Raw genomic sequence first — 24370 nt, forward strand, 5'->3', positions numbered from 1 at the left:
GTTATCCATCAACAATCGGGTTGCTGATGGGGAGCAGATTGTCGCTCAAAGCCTGAATTTTAGCCAGTATTATTCTTCATCAGCGGCTAACCATTTACCGCTTATTTTTTTAGAAGGACCATTTTCATGACACCTGCAGTAAAACTCCTTGAAAAACAAAAAGTAAAATTCAAGTTACATGCTTACGAACATGACAATAGCGAGACCCATTTTGGCGATGAAGCGGTTTCCAAACTGAACCAGGATGCGAACCAGGTGTACAAAACATTGTTGGTGGCGCTGAATGGCGACAACAAAACTCTGGCGGTGGCGGTAACCCCCGTCGTCGGACAGTTGGATCTAAAAAACGTCGCGAAAGCGCTGGGGGTGAAGAAAGTTGAGATGGCCGATCCGCAGATTGCTCAGCGCACTACCGGTTATCTGGTGGGTGGCATTAGCCCGCTTGGTCAGAAAAAGCGGCTGCCAACCGTCATTGATCAATCGGCGCAGCAATTCCCGACAATTTTTGTTTCCGGCGGCAAGCGTGGACTGGAGATTGAACTGGCCGCTCAGGATCTGGCGCACCAGCTGAATGCCTCTTTTGCCGCTATCTCTCGTAGAGATTAGTCGGGTGCTTGCCCCTGCAGTTGATCAATCATCCAGTACCCTGCCGGCCCAGGTGGGGTGCTACGTGACCATACTGCATCCACCGAGATACGCTGCGGCCAGCCGCTAACCGGCAGCTCGCGCAACAGTTGGTGACCAAACTGTTGCACCAACCAGCGCGGCAAAATACTCCAGCCGAATCCCTGTTCAGCCATTTCCAGCAACAGTAAATAAGAAGGCGCAGACCAGATGCCCGTTCCTGATTGCTGGCGTTCATTCTCAATCCAGGTATTCAGACACAGCTGACGTACCGACTTCAATGCCGTTTGGCTGACTCGCTGCTGTTGCGCCAACGGGTGCTGATGATGCAGATAGATCGCCATCTGCGCCTCAACCTGCAACCGCGAAGTAACAATATCAGCCGGATAATCAGGCTGCACCCGAATCACCCCGATATGCGCCCTGCCCGCCTGCAATAAATCGATCACATCAGCATCTTCAGCGATCATGCATTCAAATTCGATATCCGGGAAACGCGTCGCAAAGCGTTTCAACAGTGATTCATGGTAATCCGTTTGCCAGAAGTCAGAAACAGCCAGACTGAGGCGCGGTTCCACTTCACCTGCCAACCGGACAGCCAGCTCGTCGAGCTGAGCGCTGGCCGCAAGAATGTCCCTGACTTGTGCCAATGCTCTTCGGCCATTCTCCGTTAACACCGGCGAACGAGAGTCGCGGCTGAACAGCCTGAAGCCGAGGTCGGTTTCAAGATTTGCCACTGCGGCACTAATGGTGGACTGGCTTTTATGCAACGCCCGGGCAGCCGCAGAAAACGAGCCACTTTCCACAGTCTGAACAAATGCTTGTAATGATTCCGGTGAATAACGCATAAAAATATCGCTTTTATCGATAGGTGTTCATTTTATCTTAGCAAAATTTCAGCGGAAAATAGTGTCCAGAAATCACTGAAGGAGCATTTATGCGCATCCGGACACTGAAAGAACGTTTTTATCATGCCGCAGGCTTTGAAATATTGGCGATCCTGCTGGTCTCGCCTCTGGCTGCCTGGATTATGGCGAAACCACTGTTTCAAATGGGCACGTTAGCTGTTCTGCTTTCGACTGCGGCGATGTTCTGGAACATGATTTACAACTCGCTGTTCGATAGCCTTTATCCATCAGACAAGGCAGAGCGCAACTGGCCGTTGCGCATTCTGCATGCGCTGGGGTTCGAGGGGGGATTTATTCTGTTCGGTCTGCCGATTGCCGCCTGGATGCTGGACATCTCGTTATTACAGGCATTTATGCTGGAAGTGGCTTTTTTCATCTTCTTCCTGCCCTACACTATCGGCTATAACTGGTTATATGACTGGCTGCGTGAAAAGTGGGTTCAGCGCGCTGAATACCGGGTATAAAAATCTCCCCCTGTCGTTACTCACGGGTGAGTCATCGCATCATTGTCGACATTAATCAGCCACGGATCTGGACATGCCCCTGGGCGTAATACCCTACAGTTTGTGGCTGACGAGGGGCGGACAGATGCCAGTGTTCCCAGGGCAGTTTAGTCAACCGGGTATTTACACTTTCCTTAACTGGCATCGACAACCATTATTTCTCACCGGAACGGGGGATTTGCCGCCTGAATGAACCGCCAACCTGACTGTGGCTGCCGACCATCACGCTTATTATTCCCAATCAAGCCACTATTACCTTTCATTTCTATTGTATTAGCGCAACATCTCCATAAAAAAACCATTTAAATAAAAATATAATGTGTTTTAATAAAAAATAAATAACATGAAAATCAATAAATTAAAAAACATTACAAGTAAAAGAAGACATCTAAATGGATATTAATGCGTTAATTGATTTTTACTGTCATTTTCGCTATTTATACCAGGCGGTATTGCCAATTATGTCATACACTTAATTCTTACATCCGGACATATTTATCAACCTAAGGAGAGAGGCATGCACCACACTACCCCGCTCATCACCACCATTGTAGGAGGACTGCTTCTCGCCTTCCTCCTGGGTATGTTAGCCAATAAGCTGCGTATCTCTCCTCTGGTCGGTTATTTGTTGGCGGGCGTACTGGCCGGTCCCTTCACTCCAGGATTTGTCGCTGATACCAATCTGGCGCCTGAACTGGCCGAACTGGGGGTCATCCTGCTGATGTTCGGTGTGGGTCTGCATTTCTCGCTAAAAGATTTGATGGCGGTTAAAGCCATTGCTATTCCTGGTGCCATTGCCCAGATAGCCGTCGCTACCTTACTGGGGATGGGGTTTTCCTGGACTATGGGATGGTCCTGGCTAACCGGTCTGGTGTTCGGGCTGTGTCTCTCCACGGCCAGTACCGTAGTGCTGCTGCGCGCACTGGAAGAACGCCAACTGATTGACAGTCAGCGTGGGCAGATCGCTATTGGCTGGTTGATTGTGGAAGATCTGGTGATGGTATTAGCGCTGGTGCTACTGCCCGCCGTGGCCGGAATGTTTGAACAAGGCAGCGCCAGCGTCAGTATGGTACTGTTTGATCTGTTGATAACGATCGGCAAAGTAGCGGCCTTTATGATACTGATGATGGGGGTAGGTCGCCGTGCTGTCCCCTGGATCCTGGCACACAGTGCCGCCACCGGTTCTCGCGAACTGTTTACCCTTTCTGTTCTGGCTTTGGCGCTGGGCATCGCCTTCGGCGCGGTGGAATTTTTTGATGTCTCCTTCGCCCTCGGCGCGTTCTTTGCCGGAATGGTGCTGAACGAATCCGAACTCAGTCATCGCGCCGCACACGACACCCTGCCACTACGTGATGCCTTTGCCGTACTATTTTTTGTCTCGGTTGGCATGCTCTTCGATCCGACTATCCTGGTCCATTCCCCGCTGGCGGTTATCGGTGTATTGATGATCATCGTGCTGGGTAAATCCCTTGCGGCGCTGATGCTGGTACACCTGTTCGGCTACTCCCGTCGTACCGCCTTGACGATTGCGGTCAGCCTGGCGCAAATTGGCGAGTTCGCCTTTATCCTCGCGGGCCTGGGCATTTCACTCAACCTGCTCACTGAGCAAGGCCGCAATCTGGTGCTTGCAGGTGCTATCCTGTCGATCATGATTAACCCGCTTCTCTTTACCGTACTTCAGCGTTATCTCGATAAAACCGCCCCTCTTAATGAGCAGACAAAAACCACACCTCCCGAAGAGGAAAAACAGATCACGGTGGATATCTGCAACCATGCGGTGGTGGTTGGTTTTGGCCGTGTCGGCAGCCTGCTGGGGCACAAACTACTGGCAAACGGCGTGCCGATTGTGGTCGTGGAAAACAACCGAACGCGCGTAACCGCGCTGAGAGAACAGGGAATCAACGCCGTACTGGGTAATGCTGCCCGCGCAGAAACGATGGCGCTGGCGCGCCTTGACTGCGCCCACTGGCTACTGCTGACCATTCCTAACGGCTATGAAGCGGGTGAGATTGTGACGTCAGCCAGGGAAAAACACCCAACGCTCGACATCATTGCCCGTGCCCACTATGACGATGAGGTGGCGTACCTCACTGAACACGGAGCCGATCGGGTGGTGATGGGGGAAAGGGAAATCGCCAACAGCATGCTAAATCTGATGGCCGTTGACTCGCATGAAATCACCAAAACGTGCCCGGTTTGCTCTCTCGCCCCCAGTAGAAACGTCATTCCGGGCGGCAAGGCTGAAATACGCCCGGAGTGAGTGGCTTCCCTTCCCTGACTGAAGGTTAGTTCTGGCTGTTAACCAAATCCGCCATCATCTCAATGTGCAGCTCGTCATCGTTCAGCGCCGGAATGTAGGCAAACCGGGTGCCGCCCGCCCGGAGGAAGAACTCACGATTTTGTTCACTGATCTCTTCCAGGGTTTCCAGGCAGTCCGCAGAAAAACCGGGGCTCATGATTTGTACATGCTTAATGCCTTTCGCTGGCAGTGATCGCATGGTTTCATCCGTGTATGGCGTCAGCCACGGCTCACGCCCAAAACGGGACTGAAAAGTCAGCATCACATTCTGACTGGTCAAGCCCAGGGCCGCCATCAGCGCATCACGAGTATCATGACAACGCTGAGGATAATCATCCCCTTCATCGGCAAAGCGTTGCGGAATGCCATGAAAGGACATCACCAGTAAATCCGGCGTACCATGCTTCGCAAACGAGCGTTCAACAGAGGCTTTCAGCGCGGCGATATACATCGGATGTTCTGCGTAATCACGAATAAACTGCACCGAAGGAAGACAACGATAGCCAGCGAAAACTTGCGTGATGCCATCCCACACCGCCGCCACCGTCGAACAGGAGAACTGTGGATAAAGTGGCAAAACTATCAATCGGGTAATGCCTTGCGCCATCAGTTTGTCGATAGCCGTTTTCAGACCGGGATTACCGTAACTCATGCCCAGTTCAACCGGCATAGTCAATCGTGCCGCCAGTGCATCTCGCTGACGCTGACTATAAACCAATAATGGCGAACCTTCGTCCATCCATACCGAAGCATAAAGTTTAGCAACACGCGGAGAGCGGACAGGCAAAATCGCACCATTCAGAATCGGCCACCACAACCAGCGCGGGGTATCCACCACTCGACTGTCACTGAGAAACTGTTTCAAATAGCGTTTAACAGCAGGCGTGGTCGGGGCGTCTGGCGTTCCAAGGTTTACCAGTAGCACGCCGGGTTTGTCTTGCCGCATTATTATTCCTTATCCAGGCATCTGCAGAAATGAAAACGAGACTTATTCTAGCGGAAAATTGCGGAGGGAAAACCAATTGCTGCAGTAGGGAGGGGCCAGCGATATCCGACCCCTGACGACTTAGCCGAGGATCTTCGCCAGCTCGGCGCTAACTTCAGACACTTTACGGGTACCATCGATTTTATAATAAGCGGTACTACCGGATGCCGCTTCTTTACTGTAATAAGCAATCAGTGGCGCTGTCATCTGATGATATTCCACCAGGCGCTTGCGCACAGTCTCTTCCTGATCGTCTTTACGGGTGGTCAAGGCTTCGCCAGTCACGTCGTCTTTACCGGGTACTTTAGGTGGATTGAAGGTAACGTGATACACGCGGCCAGATGGCGCATGGACACGGCGGCCGACGATACGATCAACGATCAATTCGTCAGGCACGGCAAACTCCAGTACACAGTCGATTTTAATCCCGGCGTCCTTCATGGCATCAGCCTGAGGAATAGTCCGCGGAAAACCGTCCAGCAGAAAACCGTTACGGCAATCATCCTGAGCGATACGCTCCTTCACCAGCGCGATAACCAGTTCGTCGGTAACCAGTTTGCCTGCGTCCATGATCTCTTTGGCTTTTTTACCCAGTTCGCTGCCGGCCTTAACTGCCGCACGCAACATATCACCCGTGGAGATTTGCGGAATACCATATTTCTCCATAATGAACTGAGCCTGAGTCCCCTTACCTGCACCCGGTGCACCGAGCAGAATAATACGCATTGCGTAAATCCCCTTGCGAATCGCTTCAATAATCAAATTATGTAGGCCAAGAACATACCATCATGATCCTTTATCCACAAGGAACGCCTCGGTTAACCGACACCGATGTAGCCGGAGGATAAAAAAATGTCATCCATGACAACGCGTTTCGCCCTGTCCTGAGGCGAAACGCGTTAGTATTCCCAATCTGATGAAACATCCCATACGTTGCATCATACGTGGTTTGTACGATGTATTACCCCAGCAACAACTGGTTCATTCGGCGGATAAACAGGTTTGGATCTTCCAGCGTACCGCGCTCAGCGAACATCGCCTGATCCAACAGCAATTCAATCCACTCCGCGAAGCGCGCTTCGTCCTGTGTGTCAGCCGCGCGTTTCACCAGGGCGTGGTCCGGGTTCAGCTCAAACAAATACTTCACTTCCGGCACCGTCTGTCCCGCAGCGGCAAACAGTTTCGCCATCTGGGTGCTCATATCGTTCGCATCCGTGGTGACAATCGCCGGGGTGTCAGTCAGGCGATGGGTCAGACGCACTTCCTTCACGCGATCGCCCAGTAATGTTTTCACCCGCTCAACGAACGGCTCAAGCGCTTTCTCTGCTTCTTTTTGCTCTTCGCTTTCTTCCTCATCGGCCAGCTTAGCCAGCGACTCATCCGCTTTACTGACGGACTGGAATGGCTTGCCGTCAAACTCGGTGAGGTAGCTCATCATCCACTCATCGATGCGATCGGAGAGCAGCAGAACTTCAATACCTTTCTTACGGAACAGCTCCAGGTGAGGACTGCTTTTCGCGGCGGCATAGCTGTCGGCAGTGATGTAGTAAATCTTATCCTGGCCTTCCACCATACGGCTGACATAGTCTTCCAGCGAGACGGTTTGTGCCGTTCCTTCACTGCTGGTGGTCGCAAAACGCAGCAGTTTGGCAATAATGTCTATATTGCCAGCGTCTTCCGCCGGCCCCTCTTTCAGCACCAGACCAAATTGCTGCCAGAACTGCTGATACTGTGCTTCATCGTCTTTTGCCACTTTCTCCAGCATCTGCAACACACGTTTGGTCAGGGCGTTACGCAAGTTCTGCGTGACACGGCTGTCCTGCAGAATTTCACGCGAGACGTTAAGAGGTAGATCGCTGGAATCGATCAGCCCCCGCACGAAGCGCAGGTAGTTCGGCATAAATTGCTCGGCATCGTCCATGATAAACACACGCTGCACGTACAGTTTTAATCCGTGTTTATGATCGCGGTTCCACAGGTCCCACGGTGCCTTCGCGGGGATATACAACAGGCTGGTGTATTCCTGCTTACCTTCCACACGGTTGTGGCTCCAGGTCAGTGGATCAGCAAAATCATGAGAGATGTGCTTATAGAACTCTTTATATTCATCCTCGCTGATCTCTGACTTACTACGTGTCCACAGCGCCTGAGCTTTGTTGATTTTTTCCCAATGGGTGGTGTTGTCTTCTTCGTTGTGGGTTTCGATTTCTACCGGCAACGCGATATGATCAGAATACTTACTGATGATACTGCGCACACGCCAGGTATCGAGGAATTCTTCCTCGCCTTCACGCAGATGCAGGGTTATCTCGGTACCACGATCGTCTTTGGTGATGTCAGCAACCGTGTATTCACCTTCGCCCGCTGATTCCCATAATACGCCTTCATCAGCACTTGCGCCTGCAGCCCGGGTACGCACAGAAACGTTATCCGCCACGATAAACGCCGAGTAAAAGCCCACACCGAACTGACCGATCAACTGGCTGTCTTTCGCTTGATCAGACCCCATTGATTCCAGAAAAGATTTGGTACCAGATTTAGCAATAGTGCCCAAATTCTCAATGACTTCGTCCCGCGTCATCCCGATACCGTTGTCGCTCAACGTCAGGGTACGTTGCTCTTTATCAACCGAAACCCGGACGTGCAGGTCGCCATCTCCCTGATAAAGATCCGGTGTGGACAACGCGCGAAAACGCAGTTTGTCAGCGGCATCAGACGCGTTGGAGATCAACTCGCGCAGGAAGATTTCTTTATTTGAGTAGAGGGAATGGATCATCAGGTGCAGAAGCTGTTTTACTTCTGACTGGAAACCACGCGTCTCTTGTCCTTTCATGGTCATTGCTACCTCATCTAATACGTATTGGTATAGGTTGAGGTGAACAATGGGGGCAATTGGCAGGATTTCAAGACAGCACGACAAGATCGTGCCGTTGGATGACTAAAATCTAATCTTATGACGCCCGGCCAGAGAATGTGACAAGGTGGTGCCATCAACCATTTCCAGCTCGCCGCCCACCGGCACACCGTGTGCAATACGGCTGGCTTCAACACCATACTGCCCACACATTTCAGCAATATAGTTGGCCGTCGCCTCCCCTTCCACGGTCGGGTTGGTTGCAAGGATCACTTCCTGAATCGTCTCGTGTTCCAACCGCTGCTCAAGCCGGTCCAAACCAATATCATGGGGACCAATACCATCCAACGGAGACAGGTGACCCATCAGCACAAAGTAGCGCCCCGCAAACTGCCCGGTCTGCTCAATGGCATGAATGTCTGCCGGGCTTTCCACCACGCAAATAAGGCCGTTTTGCCGACGACGCGGATTGGCGCAGATGGTGCAGATTTCCTGCTCGGTAAAGGTCCGGCAATCGGCACAATGCCCTATCTCTGACATCGCTCGCGTCAACGCCTGAGCCAGGCGCATTCCCCCGCTACGATCACGCTGCAAAAGCTGGAATGCCATGCGCTGAGCAGACTTCGGCCCAACGCCCGGCAGACAACGCAGCGACTCCATCAGGCTTTCAAGGAGCGGACTGGTCTGCATCAGAACGGCATCTTAAAACCAGGCGGCAGTTGCATACCACTGGAGACTGCCGCCATTTTATCTTTCTGCGCTTCAGCAATACGGCGGGCGGCATCATTAAAAGCGGCAGCCACCAGATCTTCCAGCATCTCCTTGTCGTCTTCCAGCAGGCTGGGATCGACTTCCACCCGACGGCAGTTGTGCGCACCGTTGATGGTGACCTTCACCAGACCTGCGCCTGATTCACCGGTCACTTCCATCGCGGCAATTTCTTCCTGCACCTGGGCCATTTTGTCCTGCATTTGCTGGGCCTGCTTCATCAGGTTACCCAGTCCGCCTTTTCCAAACATAGTTTTCTCTCTCAAGATCGAGCCGCACTCAGGAGCGCAGCGTTTCAAAGGGGGCGAATACTCTCTTCATCCACGTCCGCATCGAAAAACCGACACAACGTCTGAATATGATTATCCGCAATAATAGCCTGACGCGCCTGCGCCAGCTTTTCTTCGTAAATCTTCTGACGCCATTCCAGCGGCGTCAACACCGCCGGATTATCGTCTTCAATCAGCGTTAATTCAACAGGATGACCAGCCGCTTCACTCAACGCTTCGGTTAAAATTTTTTGCGCAGAAGCAGAATTTAGATGGCGCTGACTGGAACGCAGATGCAGCGTAATGCCGTTTTCCGTCTGTTCCTTCCAGGCATTTAGCGCCAATTGTTGTACCAGTTTCGGCAACGTCAGGGCAGCTATTTCAGCGGCCCAGCTATCACGCAGTTGCGACTCAACCGCCAGCTTCGCCATAAGTTCCGGGGTTTTTTCATGCTCCAGTGCCGAACGTAAGGCTTTCGGCGTGGCGACCGGTTCCACCTTCACCTCGGCGGTCTGCGCCTTCCAGCGATAAGCTTCTTTTTTGACCTGTGCCGTCGGCTCAGCAACAACCTGCCGCTTTTGAGCGCGATCGGTCACCGAAGCCAACCGCTCCAGTGCCGAACTTGCCGGCCGCGCATTCTGCACCGCCGGTTCACTCTTTTTTGCTTTGTTCCCCCCTTGCTGACGCATTAACTGCATTCGCGCCTGCAATAGCTGACTGGTGGTGTCGGGCAAGTCCGTCGGGGAGGGCGTCGCCTGCATCGCGGGCGTGGGTATGGTAGCCTCGGTAGCGACAGTTCCTGTCTGGGTTGGCGCCGGAACAGGGGTTGACGCTGGCTGAGTTGACAGTGCGATAGTCGGGCAGGCGACTGGCTCGGCAACCCCCTGTTTAGGATGAAAAGCCAGCGCGCGCAGCAGGGTCATTTCCACCCCCATGCGGCGGTCCGGCGCTAACGGCAACTCCTTGCGTCCCACCAGCAGGGTCTGGTAATACAGTTGCACATCGGTTGGCGGCAGCACTCTGGCCAACTCGCGCAGGCGCTGCTCCACAGCGACAAAATCGTCGCCTAACGCGGAAGGCAGCAGCTGGATCATCGCGACCTGATGCAACAGCGTCAACATCTCCACCAGCAGTGCTTCCCATTCCACGCCTCTGGAAGCGGCCTGATTAAGCAGCGACATGACCTGCTCGCCATCAGCATTAACCAACGCTTCAATCAGTGCCAGCGGCTGTTCATCATCCAGCGTGCCGAGCATCTCGCTGACTGTCGCAGTGGTGACCTGCCCCTGGCCCATGGCAATCGCCTGATCAGTCAGACTCAGCGCATCGCGCATACTGCCATCACCTGCCCGGGCCAACAGTTGTAGCGCCCGCGCTTCTGCAACAATATTTTCTGCTTGCAATACGTGCTCAAGCTGACCACGGATCTCCGCTACATCCAGCGCCTTCAGATGGAACTGTAGGCAGCGAGACAAAATAGTCACCGGCAATTTTTGTGGATCCGTGGTCGCCAGCAGGAACTTTACATGTTCAGGCGGCTCTTCCAGCGTTTTCAGCAACGCATTGAAGCTGTGACGCGAAAGCATGTGGACTTCGTCAATCAGGTAAACTTTAAAACGGCCACGGGCGGGGACATACTGAACGTTATCCAGCAGTTCTCGGGTATCTTCCACTTTAGTGCGCGAGGCGGCATCAATCTCAATAAGGTCAACAAAGCGGCCCTGCTCAATCTCACGACAGTTATCACATTGCCCACAGGGGGTGGCGGTAATGCCGCTTTCGCAGTTCAGCCCTTTGGCCAGCAGGCGCGCAATGGTGGTTTTCCCCACCCCGCGGGTGCCGGAAAATAGATAAGCGTGATGAATACGGCCAAGGGACAAACCATTAGCCAGTGCGGTCAGAACATGTTGCTGACCAACAACATCTGTAAACGCTTGCGGACGCCACTTGCGGGCCAGTACCTGATAGCTCATTAACTCGTCATCATTGATTTGTAGATATACCCGTCATCGCGAATAATTTCGGGAGCCATTTCCCTGGACCTCATGAAATCGCAGTTTAGCCCCACGGTAGTGTACCAGCACGGCTGTTGCCATTCCTATACCTTTGAGTAAATCATGCTGATAGATGTTGTCATTAAATAGCCGTTCCTGAGTGTGCCACACCTTACCTCTGGCCTTGCTACTTAAGGGATGACTCATTATCTGAAAGAAATACAGTGACCACAGAGCGTCATTGATGATTGAGTGAAAACCACTCAAAACTGTCAACTGGATAGGTATGCGTAACCGATCTTCTACGGGCAGAATATAAAGTCTTTCGACAAAAATAAGATTATATTTTTCAATCATAGTCAGAATAAAACAAATAATACTAAAATAAATAGTATCAATTCATTTAATTCCTAATTAAAATCGTAAAAGTAAGGATTGACATTATTTAATTAAAGGTCTCAAAAAAAACAGGATGTTGCTAAACATTCACAAGATAATGTTAATAAAATAATAAACCCCAAACAGAAAAACCTCACTTAATGCATGATAATGTTGGTTTTTATTATATAAAACGTAATAGTTGCATTAAAAAATCTTGTTAAAAAAATATAATGGAATATAAAATGATAAAGCAAAATACGCCAAAGGACTCCACCATCCTCACTGAAACGACACATCACTCTCTAATTAAAATCATCAACACACTAGCTATTATCAGCCTTCCTTTTCTTGGGACGGTAAATATCACGTATGCCAGTGATGATGATAATGTTGTTATCGGCTCTCCAGGGGGGAGTGGAGGAAGCGGAAGCTCAGCAAGCAGCGCAGGGAGTGCCACAAACGGAAGCAGCGGCAGTAACGGAACAAATGCCAATGGAAGTAGCAGCGGAGGCAATGGTAGCGATGGTGTTACCGGTGGCAATGGTGCCAGCAGTAGCGCTGGCATTGATGGAAATACAGGAGCTACTGGAACGGATGTAATCTCATCACTCCGCAACGTTAAAGGCCAATTGGGGATACTACAAATCGGAGGAACGGGTGGTGATGGCGGCGCCGCTGGCCTGGCGTCAACCGGTACCGATGGCGGTACTGGTGGCGCAGGAGGTAATGGCGGTAATGGCGGTACTACGGGTTCCGGCGGTGATGGTGGCAACGGCGGTAATGGAGGCAATGGGGGGAACGGTTCAAGCGGAGGTAGCGGAGGCAGCGGCGGTGTCGGTGGGAACGGAAATCTCACCATCACCTCAAGCAATTTTACCGCCACTGAAGTCACTATTGGCGGAACCGGAGGCAATGCCAGTGCCGGGCAGTCAGGACAGACCGGCGGCAATGGGGGAGCAGGTAGCAGCGGCGGGGAGGCAGGAATCGACGGTCTGCAGGCAGCTGGCGGTCTTCCCGGTAACGGGGGTAAAGGCGGTAACGGGGGTAAAGGTGGGGATGGCGGAGATGGCGCCGACGGCGGCGCAGGCGGTTCTGGCAGCCTGAAGCTGAGTAATACCACGATGACTGTCACGGACACATTAACCATTGGTGGCGATGCCGGGAAAGGTTCCAATGGTGGCGACGGTGCCGCTGGTGGTAAGGGCGGGAATGCCGGTGAAACCCAGGAAGATTATGTTGACACCAATATTACTGGCGAAATTGGCGTTAGCGGCAACGGTGGCAAAGGCGGTGCTGGCGGTAACGGGGGACCAGGTGCCGATGGTGGCGAGGGCGGTTCAGGTACGCTGCACCTGACCAACAGCACAGTAACCGCGCAGTCAATCGTCGTGGGGGGGGAAGGCGCAGATGGCGGCAACGGAGGCAACAGTGGCAGTAACGGAAAATATGGTACTGCAGACATCGTAGCCTCAGCAGGAAGCGGAAACTCAGGTGGCAAAGGTAGCAATGCAGGAAATGGTGGCTCAGCTGGAGATGGTTCACTGGTTGTCGAAAATAGTACGCTTAATGTTACCAGCGCAATTCAGATTGGCGGCAACGGCGGCAATGGTGGTAATGGCGGCTCACTGCAAGGTAGTCAGTCTGCTGGAACCGGGGGCAATGGTAGCGATGGTGCGTCCGGCTCGTTAACCTTCACCAATAGTGTGATTAATAATACCGGAACCTTGACGCTTGGTGGCCAGGGTGGCAATGCCGGTGACGGTGGGACCAACAATGGAGCCAGAGGCAGATCAGGTAATGGCGGCGCAGCAGGAAATGGCGGAACCGGAACCGCTATCTTTGAAAGTGGCAGTGGACAGATTGCCAGCGATATCCAGCTTGGAGGGGAGAATGGCAGTCATGATGGGGTGCTGAACAACAGTACTTTGGCGCAATCGGCAGGTCTGGGGGGCACAGGTACTCTTGAGATTCGTGGGGGTACCTTTACAGCAGGAACACTCACCATCGGCTTAGCAAATCAGTGGAGTGCTTTAACAAATACCCTATCCACGACCGAAAATCAGTTTTTACAAAGTGGTGGAACATTCCAGATCGATAGCACCGTACTGAACAACGGCAGTCTGACTGTCAGCAATGGTACATTAGCCAGTCAGACGCTGGAAGCCAGTCAGGGAACGTTGACGATAAGTGGCGACGGCACCGCAATATTTGGCTCGACCGAACTGAATGCCAACAATTGGCAGGAAAATGTTGTGCTAATGCAACAAAACCAGCAACTCACGTTCAATGGTAAGCTAGTGCTAAACAGCGACACCACATTGGACCTGTCCAGTCCCGATCTCAACTGGCGCGTAGGGGGAGATGAAAACACTTATGGGCTGGGCGCCTCATCGCTGACGGTACTCAACGCTCGCTCCTATATTGATTCAGGGAATACGGCGCTTGCATTAGGCGATGCTCAGATTGATTCGGATGCCTACTTGCTGATCCTGACCGATGGTGGAGTCACAACTGGCGAATCCTTTACCGCGACAACCGCATCAGGCTCGTCAAGCCAGAGCTCCCCATCCTGGCTGGACACGAACATCAGTACCACTAGCAGACTACTGGCCGCAACACAGGTAACCAGTGCTGATACCACACAGATAACCATTGAAAAAGCGGATCTCAGCACCAGCCTCTCCCTGCTCTCAGCGAGTTCAACCAGTCTGCTTGGTGCAATGATTAGTCAGATTGGCGTTGATGCATCCTCTGATAATGCCGCTCAGCAATTCCTGTCAAGAAGCGCGGATATCAATTACGTCAGTGATGCCACCACCTCAGCACGCTTAATTGATTCAGCCATCAATTTGGCCTCTATCGCCAATGTAGCCGGTACCAGTTTTCAGATCATGTCAGCCACAGCTGAAACGCTGTCAAAACATTTATCCATGGGACAACACTTTTTCCTGGGTACCCCTCTTGAAGAAGGTTTTAATTTGTGGGCAGCCCTGCTACATAACAACAGCAAGTTATCGGGATATCACGCGGGCGGCTTTGACGCTAAAACGAAGACCGGGCTGAACGGCATCTTTATTGGTGGCGAAGATACGCTGATCACCAAAGAGGGCAATATTCTGAAAACAGGGGGGGCACTAAATATTGGTAAAGGTAAAAGTAAAACCAGAGGCAATCTATATCCGGTGAAAAACAACATCGATTTCTGGGGCGCTTCACTGTATGGAAGTTGGATCAATGGAAACTGGAATCTGGTTGGTGATGTGAACTACTCAAGAATCAGCCACAGTTTGAAACAATCGCTCGATCCGGTAACAGGTTACTCCAGCTTGTCCGGCAAGCCGAAATCAACAGTGTTCAGTGCTGGACTGACCCGCGAGTATGTATTTGAAACCGATTACGTAGACATCATGCCACACATCGGCATTCGATATACTATGTTGAAAAATGATGCATTCCAGGCAAAAAATGACGAAGCAAGCCTATTCAAAAACAGCGCAAGCACTCAGTCATTATGGTCTGTTCCACTGGGAGTCAGCTTCACTAAAGAATATAAAAATGAAGCGGGATACACACTGAAACCGGCGCTGGATCTCTCTTATATCGCCACCGGGGGGGATACCACCAGCGGCACAAAAGTGACGATGGCAGCGGTTGATGGCTCGGCATGGAGTAAATCGCGTATTGCTGACAGTTCCGCGTACGCTGGCAATGCAGGCTTTCTGTTGCAGAAAGATAACCTGACTTATGGACTGAACTACGGGATCCAGAAGTCATCAAATGAAACAGCTCAATCAATTTCTGCTTCATTTAATATGAAGTTCTGACGACGAAAGGCTGGCTGGCTGGCTGGTTACGCAATGTAACCAGCCTTGTTACCACTCTGATTCAATGCCCCGGGAAGTTCACCAGGCTAAAACTGTCAACCCCCATCGCCTTCAGACGCGCTTCACCGCTCAGATCGAACAGATTAATAATGAAGGCCGCATCCTTCACCGTACCGCCGGCTCGACGGATCAATTTCACTGTGGCTTCAATCGTACCGCCCGTCGCCAGCAAATCGTCTACCACCAACACGGTGTCGCCCTCAGAGATAGCATCACAATGCAACTCAAGTTGATCGGTGCCGTATTCCAGCTCATAGCTTTCGGCAAATGTTTTACGTGGTAGTTTTCCCGGTTTACGCACGGGAACAAAACCGACGCCCAACCCTAATGCTACCGGTGCGCCAAACAGAAAACCGCGCGCCTCGGTGCCCACCACTTTGGTAATACCCGCATTACGGTAGCGCTCGACCAGCAGTTCAATACTGAGCGCATACGCTTTCGGATCTTCCAGCAAACTGGTCACATCACGGAACAGAATGCCCGGCTTAGGATAATCTGGGATACTTTTGATACTGTTTTTAAGGAATTCAAGCTGCTGTGCAGTTGCAGTCATCATGTTATGCCTGGTAAATACAAATCTGACTCGCGAAGCTTCAGCGGCTCTTACGAAACAGATTCGCAGAGTCTGACGGTCCGTCTGATGGGGAAGCCGCGCACGAAAACGCCCAAATCTATGCAAACCGACCGGCAATTGCAACCGCGGAAAGCAAAACAAACGCAGATAAGGCTATCATAGTCAGCCAGATTAGCGGAGAGAGAACCTGATGAAAAGTGCCTACCTGCTGGAACAATTGGAAGAAAAGCTGGAAGAACTGGCGCAGGCAGTGGCGCCACATACCGATAAAAGAACGCCTAAAGCCCGTTTTGACAGCCAGTTATTTCATTGCCGCAGTACCCGACTGGGGGATTACCTTGAGGAAGTCCGCCACAGCCTGACTCAGTTGAAGCAAAGCGTTAGCGCCCAGCGCACCGAACGCGTAGCCTGGATGGCTGAACGGGTGGTACTACAAATGGGCGCTCTGCAGCGGGAGCTGGCAACGCAAACCCTGCGCAAAGGTGAAGTCCATGAGGTAACGGAAAACGTAAACCTCTATGAGAAATTGGCCCGGCACCAGGATTATGAGCGCCGCCTACGTGCGATGATTGCCGACCGGGAAAGCCTGTTGGCAGGCCAGCAGACACTGGCCCAACAGCAAACCCTACAACGAGAAATCGCCGCCTTTGAGGGACGTTTACAACGTTGCCTGCAGGCATTAAAGCGTATTGAACGCACGATTGAAAAACATGAATATTAACGATAGCCAAAAATATTAATACGGCCGGACAAAAACACCTGGTCGTTTTTAAATAGCCCCCTGGTCTGATAGAGATAAGGAACACTATGTCACTTGAAACCGCCCCAGAAGAAGTCAAGCTCGCTGTTGATTTGATTATGCTGCTGGAAGAGAACGCCATTGCACCACAAACCGTGCTGGCGGCGCTGGCTATCGTACAAAAGGATTTTGAGAAAAAACTGGACGAAAAAAATGCGTCCCCTCGTTGCTAAGCAGACAGAATGCGTAATGAGGGGCTGTGCTGCAGCATGTCGATCAGCACATCCACCAGTTGCGGCGTATCCGCTACCAGGTCGAAACTTTCAGGCATAAACAACCAGTTTTCCATGATGCCTGTCATATAGCCGCGAATGACTATCGCCGTACGACGCGTATCCAGATTATCCGGTAACTGTCCGGCAACGATGCACTGACGAAGTTGATCCTCAATCTTCTCGTAACATTCGAGGTACAGCGCCTGCTGCATCATCTGCAAAGTGGCCATTTCACCCACAAATTCACACTTATGGAAAATAATTTCCATAAGTGAACGTCTGCGATCATCCCTCGCTGTCGCTTCAAGGACATACGCAATCATCGATTTCATCACTGACAGTGGATCGAAAGGAAATTTTAATTGATACTCAAGCTCTAAGTCTTTCAAACCAGACTCGGACTGCGCCCATATTTCATTGAGCAGATCGGTTTTGTTTTTGAAATGCCAGTAGATTGCCCCCCGCGTCACCCCAGCGGTAGTGGCAATATCGGCCAGTGACGTTTTAGACACACCTTCGTCGGAAAATCTTTCAATTGCCGCATCAATGATGTGGTTTCGCGTTTCCTGCGCTTGTTGTTTGGTTTTTCGTGCCATAGGGTGATTTTTACAAAAACATGGACTTACATACATTTGCGAATGTATGTACCATAGCATGACCATAATTTAAACGCAGCAATGGGTTTGTGATCCATTGGACAATCGATATCGGACACTCGGGGTTTATTTATGAACAAAAAAAGAGGAATAAAACCTCTGGCAGCCGTTCTGATGCTTTCAGGCAGCTTAATGCTGACAGGATGTGATAATAAAGGCGCACAGCAAGCCAGTCAGCAGCAAGCACCTGAAGTCGGTGTTGTCACGCTGAAAAGTACTCCGCTAACCGTCACGACTGACCTTCCGGGCCGTACTTCTGCGTTCCGCATTGCAGAAGTTCGCCCACAAGTTTCGGGGATTATTTTAAAACGCAATTTTGTGGAAGGGAGCGATATCAAAGCAGGAGAATCACTTTACCAGATAGACCCGGCAACCTATCAGGCTGCTTATGACAGCGCCAAAGGCGATTTAGCCCAGGCTGAGGCCAATGCGCAAATCGCGGCACTGACCGTAAAACGCTACAAGCCTCTGGTCGGGACTAAATATATCAGCCAGCAAGATTATGACACGGCTGTCGCGACGGCAAACCAGACCGCCGCCGCTGTACAGGCAGCGAAAGCCAATGTTGAAACCGCCCGCATCAATCTGGCTTACACCAAAGTAACATCGCCAATCAGTGGTCGTATCGGCAAATCTTCCGTTACGGAAGGAGCTCTGGTGCAAAATGGCCAGACGACTGCGCTGGCAACAGTGCAGCAGCTTGATCCGATTTACGTCGACGTCACGCAGTCCAGTGAAGACTTCATGCGGCTGCGCGCAGAGCTGAACTCCGGTAGGCTACAGCAAGTTGGGGGTAAAGCGCAGGTCAAACTGTTACTGCAAGACGGTAGCGAGCTCTCCCAGACTGGCACATTGGAATTTTCTGATGTAACCGTGGATGAGACCACCGGATCTATCACTCTGCGTGCGGTATTCCCTAACCCTGACCACGCCCTGCTGCCTGGGATGTTTGTTCGCGCCCGGCTGAATGAAGGCGTCAACCCTAACGCGCTGTTAGTGCCTCAGCAAGCGGTCACTCACTCGCCGACCGGTCAGGCGACCGCGATGGTCGTAGACGCAGACAACAAAGTTGAAGTACGCACTCTGACAGCAGATCAAGCGATCGGTGATCAATGGTTGGTAACCAGCGGTCTGAAGGAAGGTGACAAAGTCATTACCGTTGGTCTTCAGCGCGCCAAACCAGGAGCCAGAGTGACTCCGCAGGAAGTGAGTACAGACCATGCCGAACAGGCAAAATCTGAACAGCCGCAGTCTTAAACAGGAGCCGCTGATACATGGCTAAGTTCTTTATCGATCGCCCCATCTTTGCGTGGGTTATCGCCATCATTATTATGCTGGCGGGCGTGCTATCGATTCTAAAGCTGCCGATCGAGCAATATCCCAATGTTGCACCGCCGGCAGTACAGATTCGCGCCACATATCCGGGAGCTGATGCGAAGACATTGCAGGACTCCGTAACTCAGGTTATCGAGCAAAACATGAACGGCATCGATGGCCTGATGTATATGTCATCGAGCAGTGATTCCACCGGTACGTTGCAGCTTACCCTGACGTTCCAGTCAGGCACCGATCCGGATATCGCCCAGGTTCAGGTGCAGAATAAACTGCAGTTGGCTACCCCGTTATTGCCACAAGAAGTGCAACAACAAGGGATCCAGGTGCAAAAATCCTCCAGCAGCTTCCTGATGGTGGCCGGTTTCGTCAGCGCTGATGGCAGTATGACGCAGAACGACATTTCGGACTATGTCGCATCGAATATCAAAGATCCGATCAGCCGTACTCTCGGTGTAGGTGATACCCAGATATTTGGTGCCCAGTACGCGATGCGTATCTGGATGGATCCACATAAACTGAACAATTATCAACTCACGCCAGTTGACGTCATCAGCGCGATTACTGCGCAAAACTCCCAGGTCCCCGCCGGTCAGTTAGGTGGCTCACCGCCCGTTCCAGGCCAGCAGCTTAACGCTTCGATTATCGCGCAGACGCGTCTGACGTCGACCGATGAATTCGGCAAGATCCTGCTAAAAGTCAATACCGATGGGTCACGCGTCTTGCTGAGGGACGTGGCAAAAATTGAACTGGGTGGTGAAAACTACGATATCATTGCACGCTACAACGGCAGACCGGCTTCTGGTATCGGTATCAAGCTGGCAACTGGCGCCAATGCTCTGGATACCGCTAAAGCAGTAAAAGCAGAGCTAAATAAACTGGAGCCGTTCTTCCCTGCGGGTCTGAAAGTGGTTTACCCCTACGACACCACGCCATTTGTTAAAATTTCCATTATGGAAGTGGTGAAGACGCTGCTCGAAGCCATCGTGCTGGTGTTCATCGTCATGTATTTGTTCCTCCAGAACTTCCGCGCCACCTTGATCCCAACGATTGCGGTGCCCGTGGTGTTGCTGGGAACCTTTGCGATCATCGGTGGCTTTGGCTACTCGATCAACACCCTGACGATGTTCGGGATGGTGTTGGCTATCGGGTTGTTGGTGGATGACGCCATCGTGGTGGTCGAAAACGTCGAGCGCGTTATGGCGGAAGAAGGCTTACCGCCAAAAGAAGCCACGCGCAAATCGATGGGACAGATCCAGGGAGCATTGGTGGGGATCGCAATGGTGTTGTCTGCGGTATTCATCCCAATGGCCTTCTTTGGCGGATCGACCGGGGTTATCTATCGCCAGTTCTCCATTACAATTGTCTCGGCGATGGTACTGTCAGTTCTTGTGGCGTTGATCCTGACGCCTGCGCTTTGCGCCACCATCCTCAAACCAGTCAAAAAAGGCGACCATGGTAAAACCACCGGATTCTTCGGCTGGTTTAACCGCGTATTCGACAAAAGTGCGCATCACTACACCGACAGTGTTGGTCATATTCTGCGCAGCACCGGTCGGTATCTGGTGATTTACTTGTTGATCGTGGTCGGTATGGCCTATTTGTTCATCAAATTGCCCACCTCCTTCCTCCCGGAAGAAGATCAGGGGCTGTTGTTGACTCAGGCTCAACTGCCTGCGGGGGCGACTCAGGAACGTACCCAAAAAGTGTTGGATCAGGTAAGCCATTACTTTCTGACCAAAGAAAAAGACAACGTTCAGTCGGTATTTACTGTTAACGGCTTTGGTTTTGCTGGTCGTGGACAGAACACCGGTATCGCCTTCGTCAGCCTGAAACCATGGGATGAACGCAGCGGTGCGGCTAACAAAGTAGAAGGTATTGCTGGACGCGCAATGAAGGCTTTCTCTGCCATCAAAGATGCGATAGTGATCCCCTTCAACCTGCCCGCGATTATCGAACTGGGTAACGCCACGGGCTTTGACTTCGAGTTGATTGATCAGGCTAACCTTGGGCATGATGCGTTGACCAAAGCACGTAACCAACTACTCGGCGCCGTTGCCAGGCATCCAGATATCCTGGCCGGGGTACGTCCGAATGGTCTGGAAGATACACCACAGTACAAGCTGATCATTGATCAGGAGAAGGCAGAAGCACTTGGCGTCTCTATTTCTGATATCAACACCACTCTGGGCGCGGCATGGGGTGGCAACTATGTAAATGACTTCGTTGATCGTGGTCGTGTGAAAAAAGTGTACGTGATGGGACAGGCAAATTCGCGTATGTTGCCTGATGATGTCAGCAAATGGTACGTGCGTAATGCCTCCGGTGAGATGGTGCCTTTTTCAGCTTTTGCCAGTGCAAAATGGCAGTACGGTTCTCCTCGTCTGGAACGCTATAACGGTCTGCCATCAATGGAAATCCTGGGCCAGCCCGCATCGGGCAAAAGTTCAGGCGAGGCGATGAATCTGATGGAAGAGTTGGCAGCACAATTACCACAAGGTGTGGGTTATGACTGGACGGGCATGTCCTACCAGGAACGCCTCTCCGGTAACCAGGCTCCCGCATTGTATGCCATCTCGCTGATTGTGGTGTTCCTGTGTCTGGCGGCACTCTATGAGAGCTGGTCTATTCCGTTCGCGGTAATGCTGGTGGTGCCGCTTGGGGTTATTGGCGCGTTAATCTTCACCACATTACGCGGGCTGAGTAATGACGTATACTTTGTAGTAGGCCTGCTAACAACCATTGGTCTGTCGGCGAAGAATGCGATCCTGATCGTGGAATTCGCCAAAGAGCTGATGGAGAAAGAAGGCAAAGGTCTGATAGAATCGACGCTTGAAGCCGTTCGTATGCGTTTACGGCCAATTCTGATGACGTCTCTGGCCTTTATCCTTGGTGTACTGCCGTTAGCTATCAGTACCGGCGCAGGTTCCGGTGCACAAAATGCGGTAGGTACCGGGGTAATGGGGGGGATGGTGACCGCCACCGTTCTGGCTATCTTCTTTGTTCCAGTGTTCTTTGTGGTGGTTCGTCGCCGCTTCAGCAACAACAAGGAAGAACTGGAATCCAGTCATCTGGAAGAACATCACCCGCACTAATCTCTGTGATTAACAGACTGAAGAGGCCGCTTATGCGGCCTCTTTTTTCATCAGTACATAAACACCGCCCTACTCTATCCTGGGCCGTTCGACTCATCCCCCCTGACAGGCTCACCTCGTTGGCTCAGGTGTCAGGAAAAGTGAAGACATCATGGGAATTTTTGTTATATTGGAACCCACGGTAATTACTGGATCACAAAAACCTTAGAAAAAGTAAAAATGTATCTAAATATGACTAAACTCAACTGAATAATGAGATGGTGTTGTATTAGATTTTTGTAACCTTCTGTTTTTTTCCTCGCAAGAGGCGTCTCTGTCTACTAAGATAATTAATAATCAAATCATTGAGATAGTTAATAGTTAATTCCGGGGACTTGATAATTTCTCTCCTGAGACTAATTATCTTTATAAGTATTATTAACTCTATGAAGAAAAAGTGTGCAACGGTATTCCTTAAGATCTGAAGGTGGTACACACGATCACGAATATTCGGCAGAATATTCTCAAAACAGGGGGCGGGCTCAGTGGGTTATTGTTATTGCATTCACAAAATGCTTAATATAAATGTTATCTACGTGAGAATTATTTCATAGAAAATTCATCTAAATGGCGTGATAAGATGGCATGCAGATTCCACTGTGACGTTTCTGGATATTGATGCAGAAAAGACAATAATCGAGACTGCCATTTCTACTGTCCTGATTTTTGATTGCATCAAACCATCGCCCCTGGGAATTGTAATTTTTTGGTAAGGGTATAACTAACATGTTTTTGCCAGGTTATATTTAATAATACACAGGGTAAGATTTTATTCTCGTTTACTGGCACACTATGCTCTGAAAGCCCGCGTTAGTGGTATTTTTCACTCGCTATGGAGGGAAAAAGATGGACGAATACTCACCAAAAAGGCATGATATTGCCCAGTTGAAGTTCTTGTGTGAAAGTTTGTACCATGAAAGCCTTGCTACGTTAGGTGACAGTCACCATAACTGGGTTAACGATCCAACTTCAGCAATCAATTTACAACTCAACGAGTTGATTGAGCATATTGCAGCTTGCACGATGAATTACAAAATCAAACATATCGAAGATAGCGGACTGATTAGTCAGATTGACGAATACCTTGACGATACGTTTATGCTCTTTAGCAATTACGGTATTAATGTTCAGGATCAACAACGCTGGCAAAAATCAGCTAAACGCTTGTTTAACATTTTCGCAGAGGAATGCGCTCACGTCACTGTACAGGCAAGCCATTCATTTTAACAACCTTTTATATTTTCAACGGTTTAACAATGACAGATAAACGTCTAACCAAAACTGATTATCTGATGCGTTTAAGGAAGTGTCGTTCTATCGATACACTTGAACGTGTTATCGAAAAAAATAAATACGAATTATCCGATAATGAACTTGCGGTGTTTTACTCTGCAGCGGATCATCGCCTGGCCGAACTGACGATGAATAAGCTCTACGATAAAGTGCCGGTAGCCGTCTGGAAATTCGTGCGATAATAATCTGTGGAGAAATTTAGCTGGCGCGGTGAATAAAGCAGAATTGGGTGGGGGCCCTGCCAGCTACATCCCGGCACATACGTCACCTGCTGCGGCTGCTTCCTTCCGGACCTGACCGAGTTCACAAGTTAGCATTGCGGGAGAACCAACCGGGCCCCCATTGAAAAGCGCCATATCATGGCGCGAAAGCATTATCATTGAACCTCATGGCAATTGCAAGCTTGCTCCGGGTAACCGTTGGTTTCTTGTGCAAATCTGCTATCTGATTGTTTTCTAAGCTTTCTAACTTCCTGTGCCCACTATATTATAACTACATGAAATCGCTTAAGATGTTACGCCATCACTTTCGGTAACGGTTAAATGAGTCAGCGTTAAACTCCATGATGGAACAAGATACATTCCGGCAACGCATCTGGCAGATTGTCGCGGCTATTCCCTATGGTAAAGTGACTACCTATGGCGAAATCGCGCGTTTGGCGGGATCCCCTCGAGCATCCCGCCAGGTTGGCGGCGCACTCAGGCACCTGCCAGAAGGCAGTAAATTGCCCTGGCACCGGGTCATTAACCGGATGGGTAAAATTTCCTTAACGGGAGAGAGCTTCAACCGTCAACGTCAGGCGCTGATGGCAGAAGGCATTGAAGTAAGCGCAGACGGTAAAGTCGATCTGAACTATTATCGCTGGGAGCTGTAAACCCGCCCCTTGTCAGGGGCGGAA

General features: G+C 50.9%; 22 protein-coding genes, 1 other RNA gene and 1 other annotated feature. Of the genes, 13 read left to right on the forward strand and 10 right to left on the reverse strand.

The window, feature by feature from the left end:
- The first annotated feature begins 126 nt into the window (after positions 1-126).
- Positions 127-606 carry a Cys-tRNA(Pro)/Cys-tRNA(Cys) deacylase YbaK gene (gene ybaK, locus EH228_RS11810; protein WP_152321857.1) on the forward strand — a complete coding sequence of 160 codons (480 nt, stop codon included), beginning with the start codon at positions 127-129 and terminating at the stop codon, positions 604-606.
- On the opposite strand, the gene EH228_RS11815 is transcribed toward ybaK, so the two are convergent.
- Positions 603-1472: a LysR family transcriptional regulator gene (locus EH228_RS11815; RefSeq protein WP_152321858.1), complete on the reverse strand. Its 870-nt coding sequence runs from the start codon at positions 1470-1472 to the stop codon at positions 603-605. The two genes, ybaK and EH228_RS11815, sit on opposite strands and share 4 nt — an antisense overlap.
- Positions 1473-1561: 89 nt before the next feature.
- Here EH228_RS11815 and EH228_RS11820 point away from each other — a divergent pair, with 89 nt between their 5' ends.
- A complete protein-coding gene (locus EH228_RS11820) occupies positions 1562-1996 on the forward strand; it encodes a multidrug/biocide efflux PACE transporter (protein ID WP_152321859.1) in 435 nt (144 codons plus the stop codon).
- 556 nt (positions 1997-2552) lie between these two features.
- Complete coding sequence (gene ybaL, locus EH228_RS11825; RefSeq protein WP_152321860.1) at positions 2553-4295, forward strand: YbaL family putative K(+) efflux transporter; 1743 nt, start codon at positions 2553-2555, stop codon at positions 4293-4295.
- Positions 4296-4320: 25 nt separating this feature from the next.
- Here ybaL and hemH read toward each other — a convergent pair whose 3' ends face one another.
- The 6 genes from hemH to dnaX form a co-directional block, all read right to left on the reverse strand.
- The gene (hemH, locus tag EH228_RS11830) at positions 4321-5280 is read right to left on the reverse strand and encodes a ferrochelatase (protein ID WP_152321861.1); all 960 of its coding nucleotides are present in this window, start codon (positions 5278-5280) and stop codon (positions 4321-4323) included.
- A 120-nt stretch (positions 5281-5400) separates the two neighbouring features.
- Entirely contained in the window at positions 5401-6045 is a 645-nt protein-coding gene (gene adk / locus EH228_RS11835) for an adenylate kinase (RefSeq protein WP_152321862.1), read from the reverse strand.
- Positions 6046-6280: 235 nt separating this feature from the next.
- Positions 6281-8158, reverse strand: coding sequence for a molecular chaperone HtpG (gene htpG, locus EH228_RS11840; protein WP_152321863.1), 1878 nt, complete (start codon positions 8156-8158; stop codon positions 6281-6283).
- Positions 8159-8257: 99 nt separating this feature from the next.
- Positions 8258-8863, reverse strand: a complete 606-nt coding sequence (recR, locus tag EH228_RS11845; protein WP_152321864.1) for a recombination mediator RecR — start codon at positions 8861-8863, stop codon at positions 8258-8260.
- Positions 8863-9192: a YbaB/EbfC family nucleoid-associated protein gene (locus tag EH228_RS11850; protein WP_034937538.1), complete on the reverse strand. Its 330-nt coding sequence runs from the start codon at positions 9190-9192 to the stop codon at positions 8863-8865. Before EH228_RS11850 ends, recR begins: the two co-directional genes overlap by 1 nt.
- A 44-nt stretch (positions 9193-9236) precedes the next feature.
- On the reverse strand, positions 9237-11183 hold the full coding sequence (dnaX, locus tag EH228_RS11855) for a DNA polymerase III subunit gamma/tau (protein ID WP_152321865.1): 1947 nt from the start codon (positions 11181-11183) through the stop codon (positions 9237-9239).
- Positions 9831-9892: a sequence feature (DnaX frameshifting element), on the reverse strand. Its footprint overlaps the gene before it by 62 nt.
- A gap of 789 nt (positions 11184-11972) precedes the next feature.
- Between dnaX and EH228_RS11860 the strand changes: the two genes are divergently transcribed.
- From EH228_RS11860 to EH228_RS11870, 3 genes are read left to right on the forward strand one after another with little or no spacing between them, the layout of a single operon-like run.
- Complete coding sequence (locus EH228_RS11860; RefSeq protein WP_152321866.1) at positions 11973-12185, forward strand: hypothetical protein; 213 nt, start codon at positions 11973-11975, stop codon at positions 12183-12185.
- A 60-nt stretch (positions 12186-12245) separates the two neighbouring features.
- The gene (locus EH228_RS11865; protein WP_152321867.1) at positions 12246-12689 is read left to right on the forward strand and encodes a hypothetical protein; all 444 of its coding nucleotides are present in this window, start codon (positions 12246-12248) and stop codon (positions 12687-12689) included.
- Between the two features lie 17 nt (positions 12690-12706).
- The gene (locus tag EH228_RS11870; RefSeq protein ID WP_152321868.1) at positions 12707-15409 is read left to right on the forward strand and encodes an autotransporter outer membrane beta-barrel domain-containing protein; all 2703 of its coding nucleotides are present in this window, start codon (positions 12707-12709) and stop codon (positions 15407-15409) included.
- A 61-nt stretch (positions 15410-15470) separates the two neighbouring features.
- Here EH228_RS11870 and apt read toward each other — a convergent pair whose 3' ends face one another.
- Positions 15471-16022 carry an adenine phosphoribosyltransferase gene (apt, locus tag EH228_RS11875; protein ID WP_152321932.1) on the reverse strand — a complete coding sequence of 184 codons (552 nt, stop codon included), beginning with the start codon at positions 16020-16022 and terminating at the stop codon, positions 15471-15473.
- Positions 16023-16233: 211 nt separating this feature from the next.
- On the opposite strand from apt, the gene priC reads away from it, so the two are divergent.
- Together priC and rsmS are read left to right on the forward strand one after the other, a co-directional pair.
- Complete coding sequence (gene priC, locus EH228_RS11880) at positions 16234-16764, forward strand: primosomal replication protein PriC (protein ID WP_152321869.1); 531 nt, start codon at positions 16234-16236, stop codon at positions 16762-16764.
- 86 nt (positions 16765-16850) lie between these two features.
- Positions 16851-17015, forward strand: a complete 165-nt coding sequence (rsmS, locus tag EH228_RS11885) for a pleiotropic regulatory protein RsmS (protein ID WP_152321870.1) — start codon at positions 16851-16853, stop codon at positions 17013-17015.
- Here the strand turns inward: rsmS and acrR are convergent.
- Complete coding sequence (gene acrR / locus EH228_RS11890; protein WP_152321871.1) at positions 17012-17653, reverse strand: multidrug efflux transporter transcriptional repressor AcrR; 642 nt, start codon at positions 17651-17653, stop codon at positions 17012-17014. The genes rsmS and acrR overlap by 4 nt on opposite strands.
- A gap of 132 nt (positions 17654-17785) precedes the next feature.
- Between acrR and EH228_RS11895 the strand changes: the two genes are divergently transcribed.
- From EH228_RS11895 to EH228_RS11910, 4 genes are all read left to right on the forward strand, one after another.
- Complete coding sequence (locus tag EH228_RS11895) at positions 17786-18970, forward strand: efflux RND transporter periplasmic adaptor subunit (RefSeq protein ID WP_152321872.1); 1185 nt, start codon at positions 17786-17788, stop codon at positions 18968-18970.
- A gap of 17 nt (positions 18971-18987) precedes the next feature.
- Positions 18988-22140 (forward strand): efflux RND transporter permease subunit, encoded by a 3153-nt coding sequence (locus EH228_RS11900; protein WP_152321873.1) that lies wholly within the window; start codon positions 18988-18990, stop codon positions 22138-22140.
- Between the two features lie 885 nt (positions 22141-23025).
- Positions 23026-23406, forward strand: coding sequence for an Hha toxicity modulator TomB (gene tomB, locus EH228_RS11905; RefSeq protein WP_152321874.1), 381 nt, complete (start codon positions 23026-23028; stop codon positions 23404-23406).
- 29 nt (positions 23407-23435) lie between these two features.
- Complete coding sequence (locus EH228_RS11910; RefSeq protein WP_152321875.1) at positions 23436-23654, forward strand: HHA domain-containing protein; 219 nt, start codon at positions 23436-23438, stop codon at positions 23652-23654.
- Between the two features lie 54 nt (positions 23655-23708).
- Here EH228_RS11910 and ffs read toward each other — a convergent pair.
- Positions 23709-23805, reverse strand: an RNA gene (gene ffs / locus EH228_RS11915) — signal recognition particle sRNA small type.
- A gap of 229 nt (positions 23806-24034) precedes the next feature.
- On the opposite strand from ffs, the gene EH228_RS11920 reads away from it, so the two are divergent.
- The gene (locus tag EH228_RS11920) at positions 24035-24346 is read left to right on the forward strand and encodes an MGMT family protein (protein WP_152321876.1); all 312 of its coding nucleotides are present in this window, start codon (positions 24035-24037) and stop codon (positions 24344-24346) included.
- The last annotated feature ends 24 nt before the right edge of the window (positions 24347-24370 follow it).

Source organism: Erwinia endophytica, from assembly GCF_009295515.1.
GTDB classification, from domain to species: Bacteria; Pseudomonadota; Gammaproteobacteria; order Enterobacterales; family Enterobacteriaceae; genus Erwinia; species Erwinia endophytica.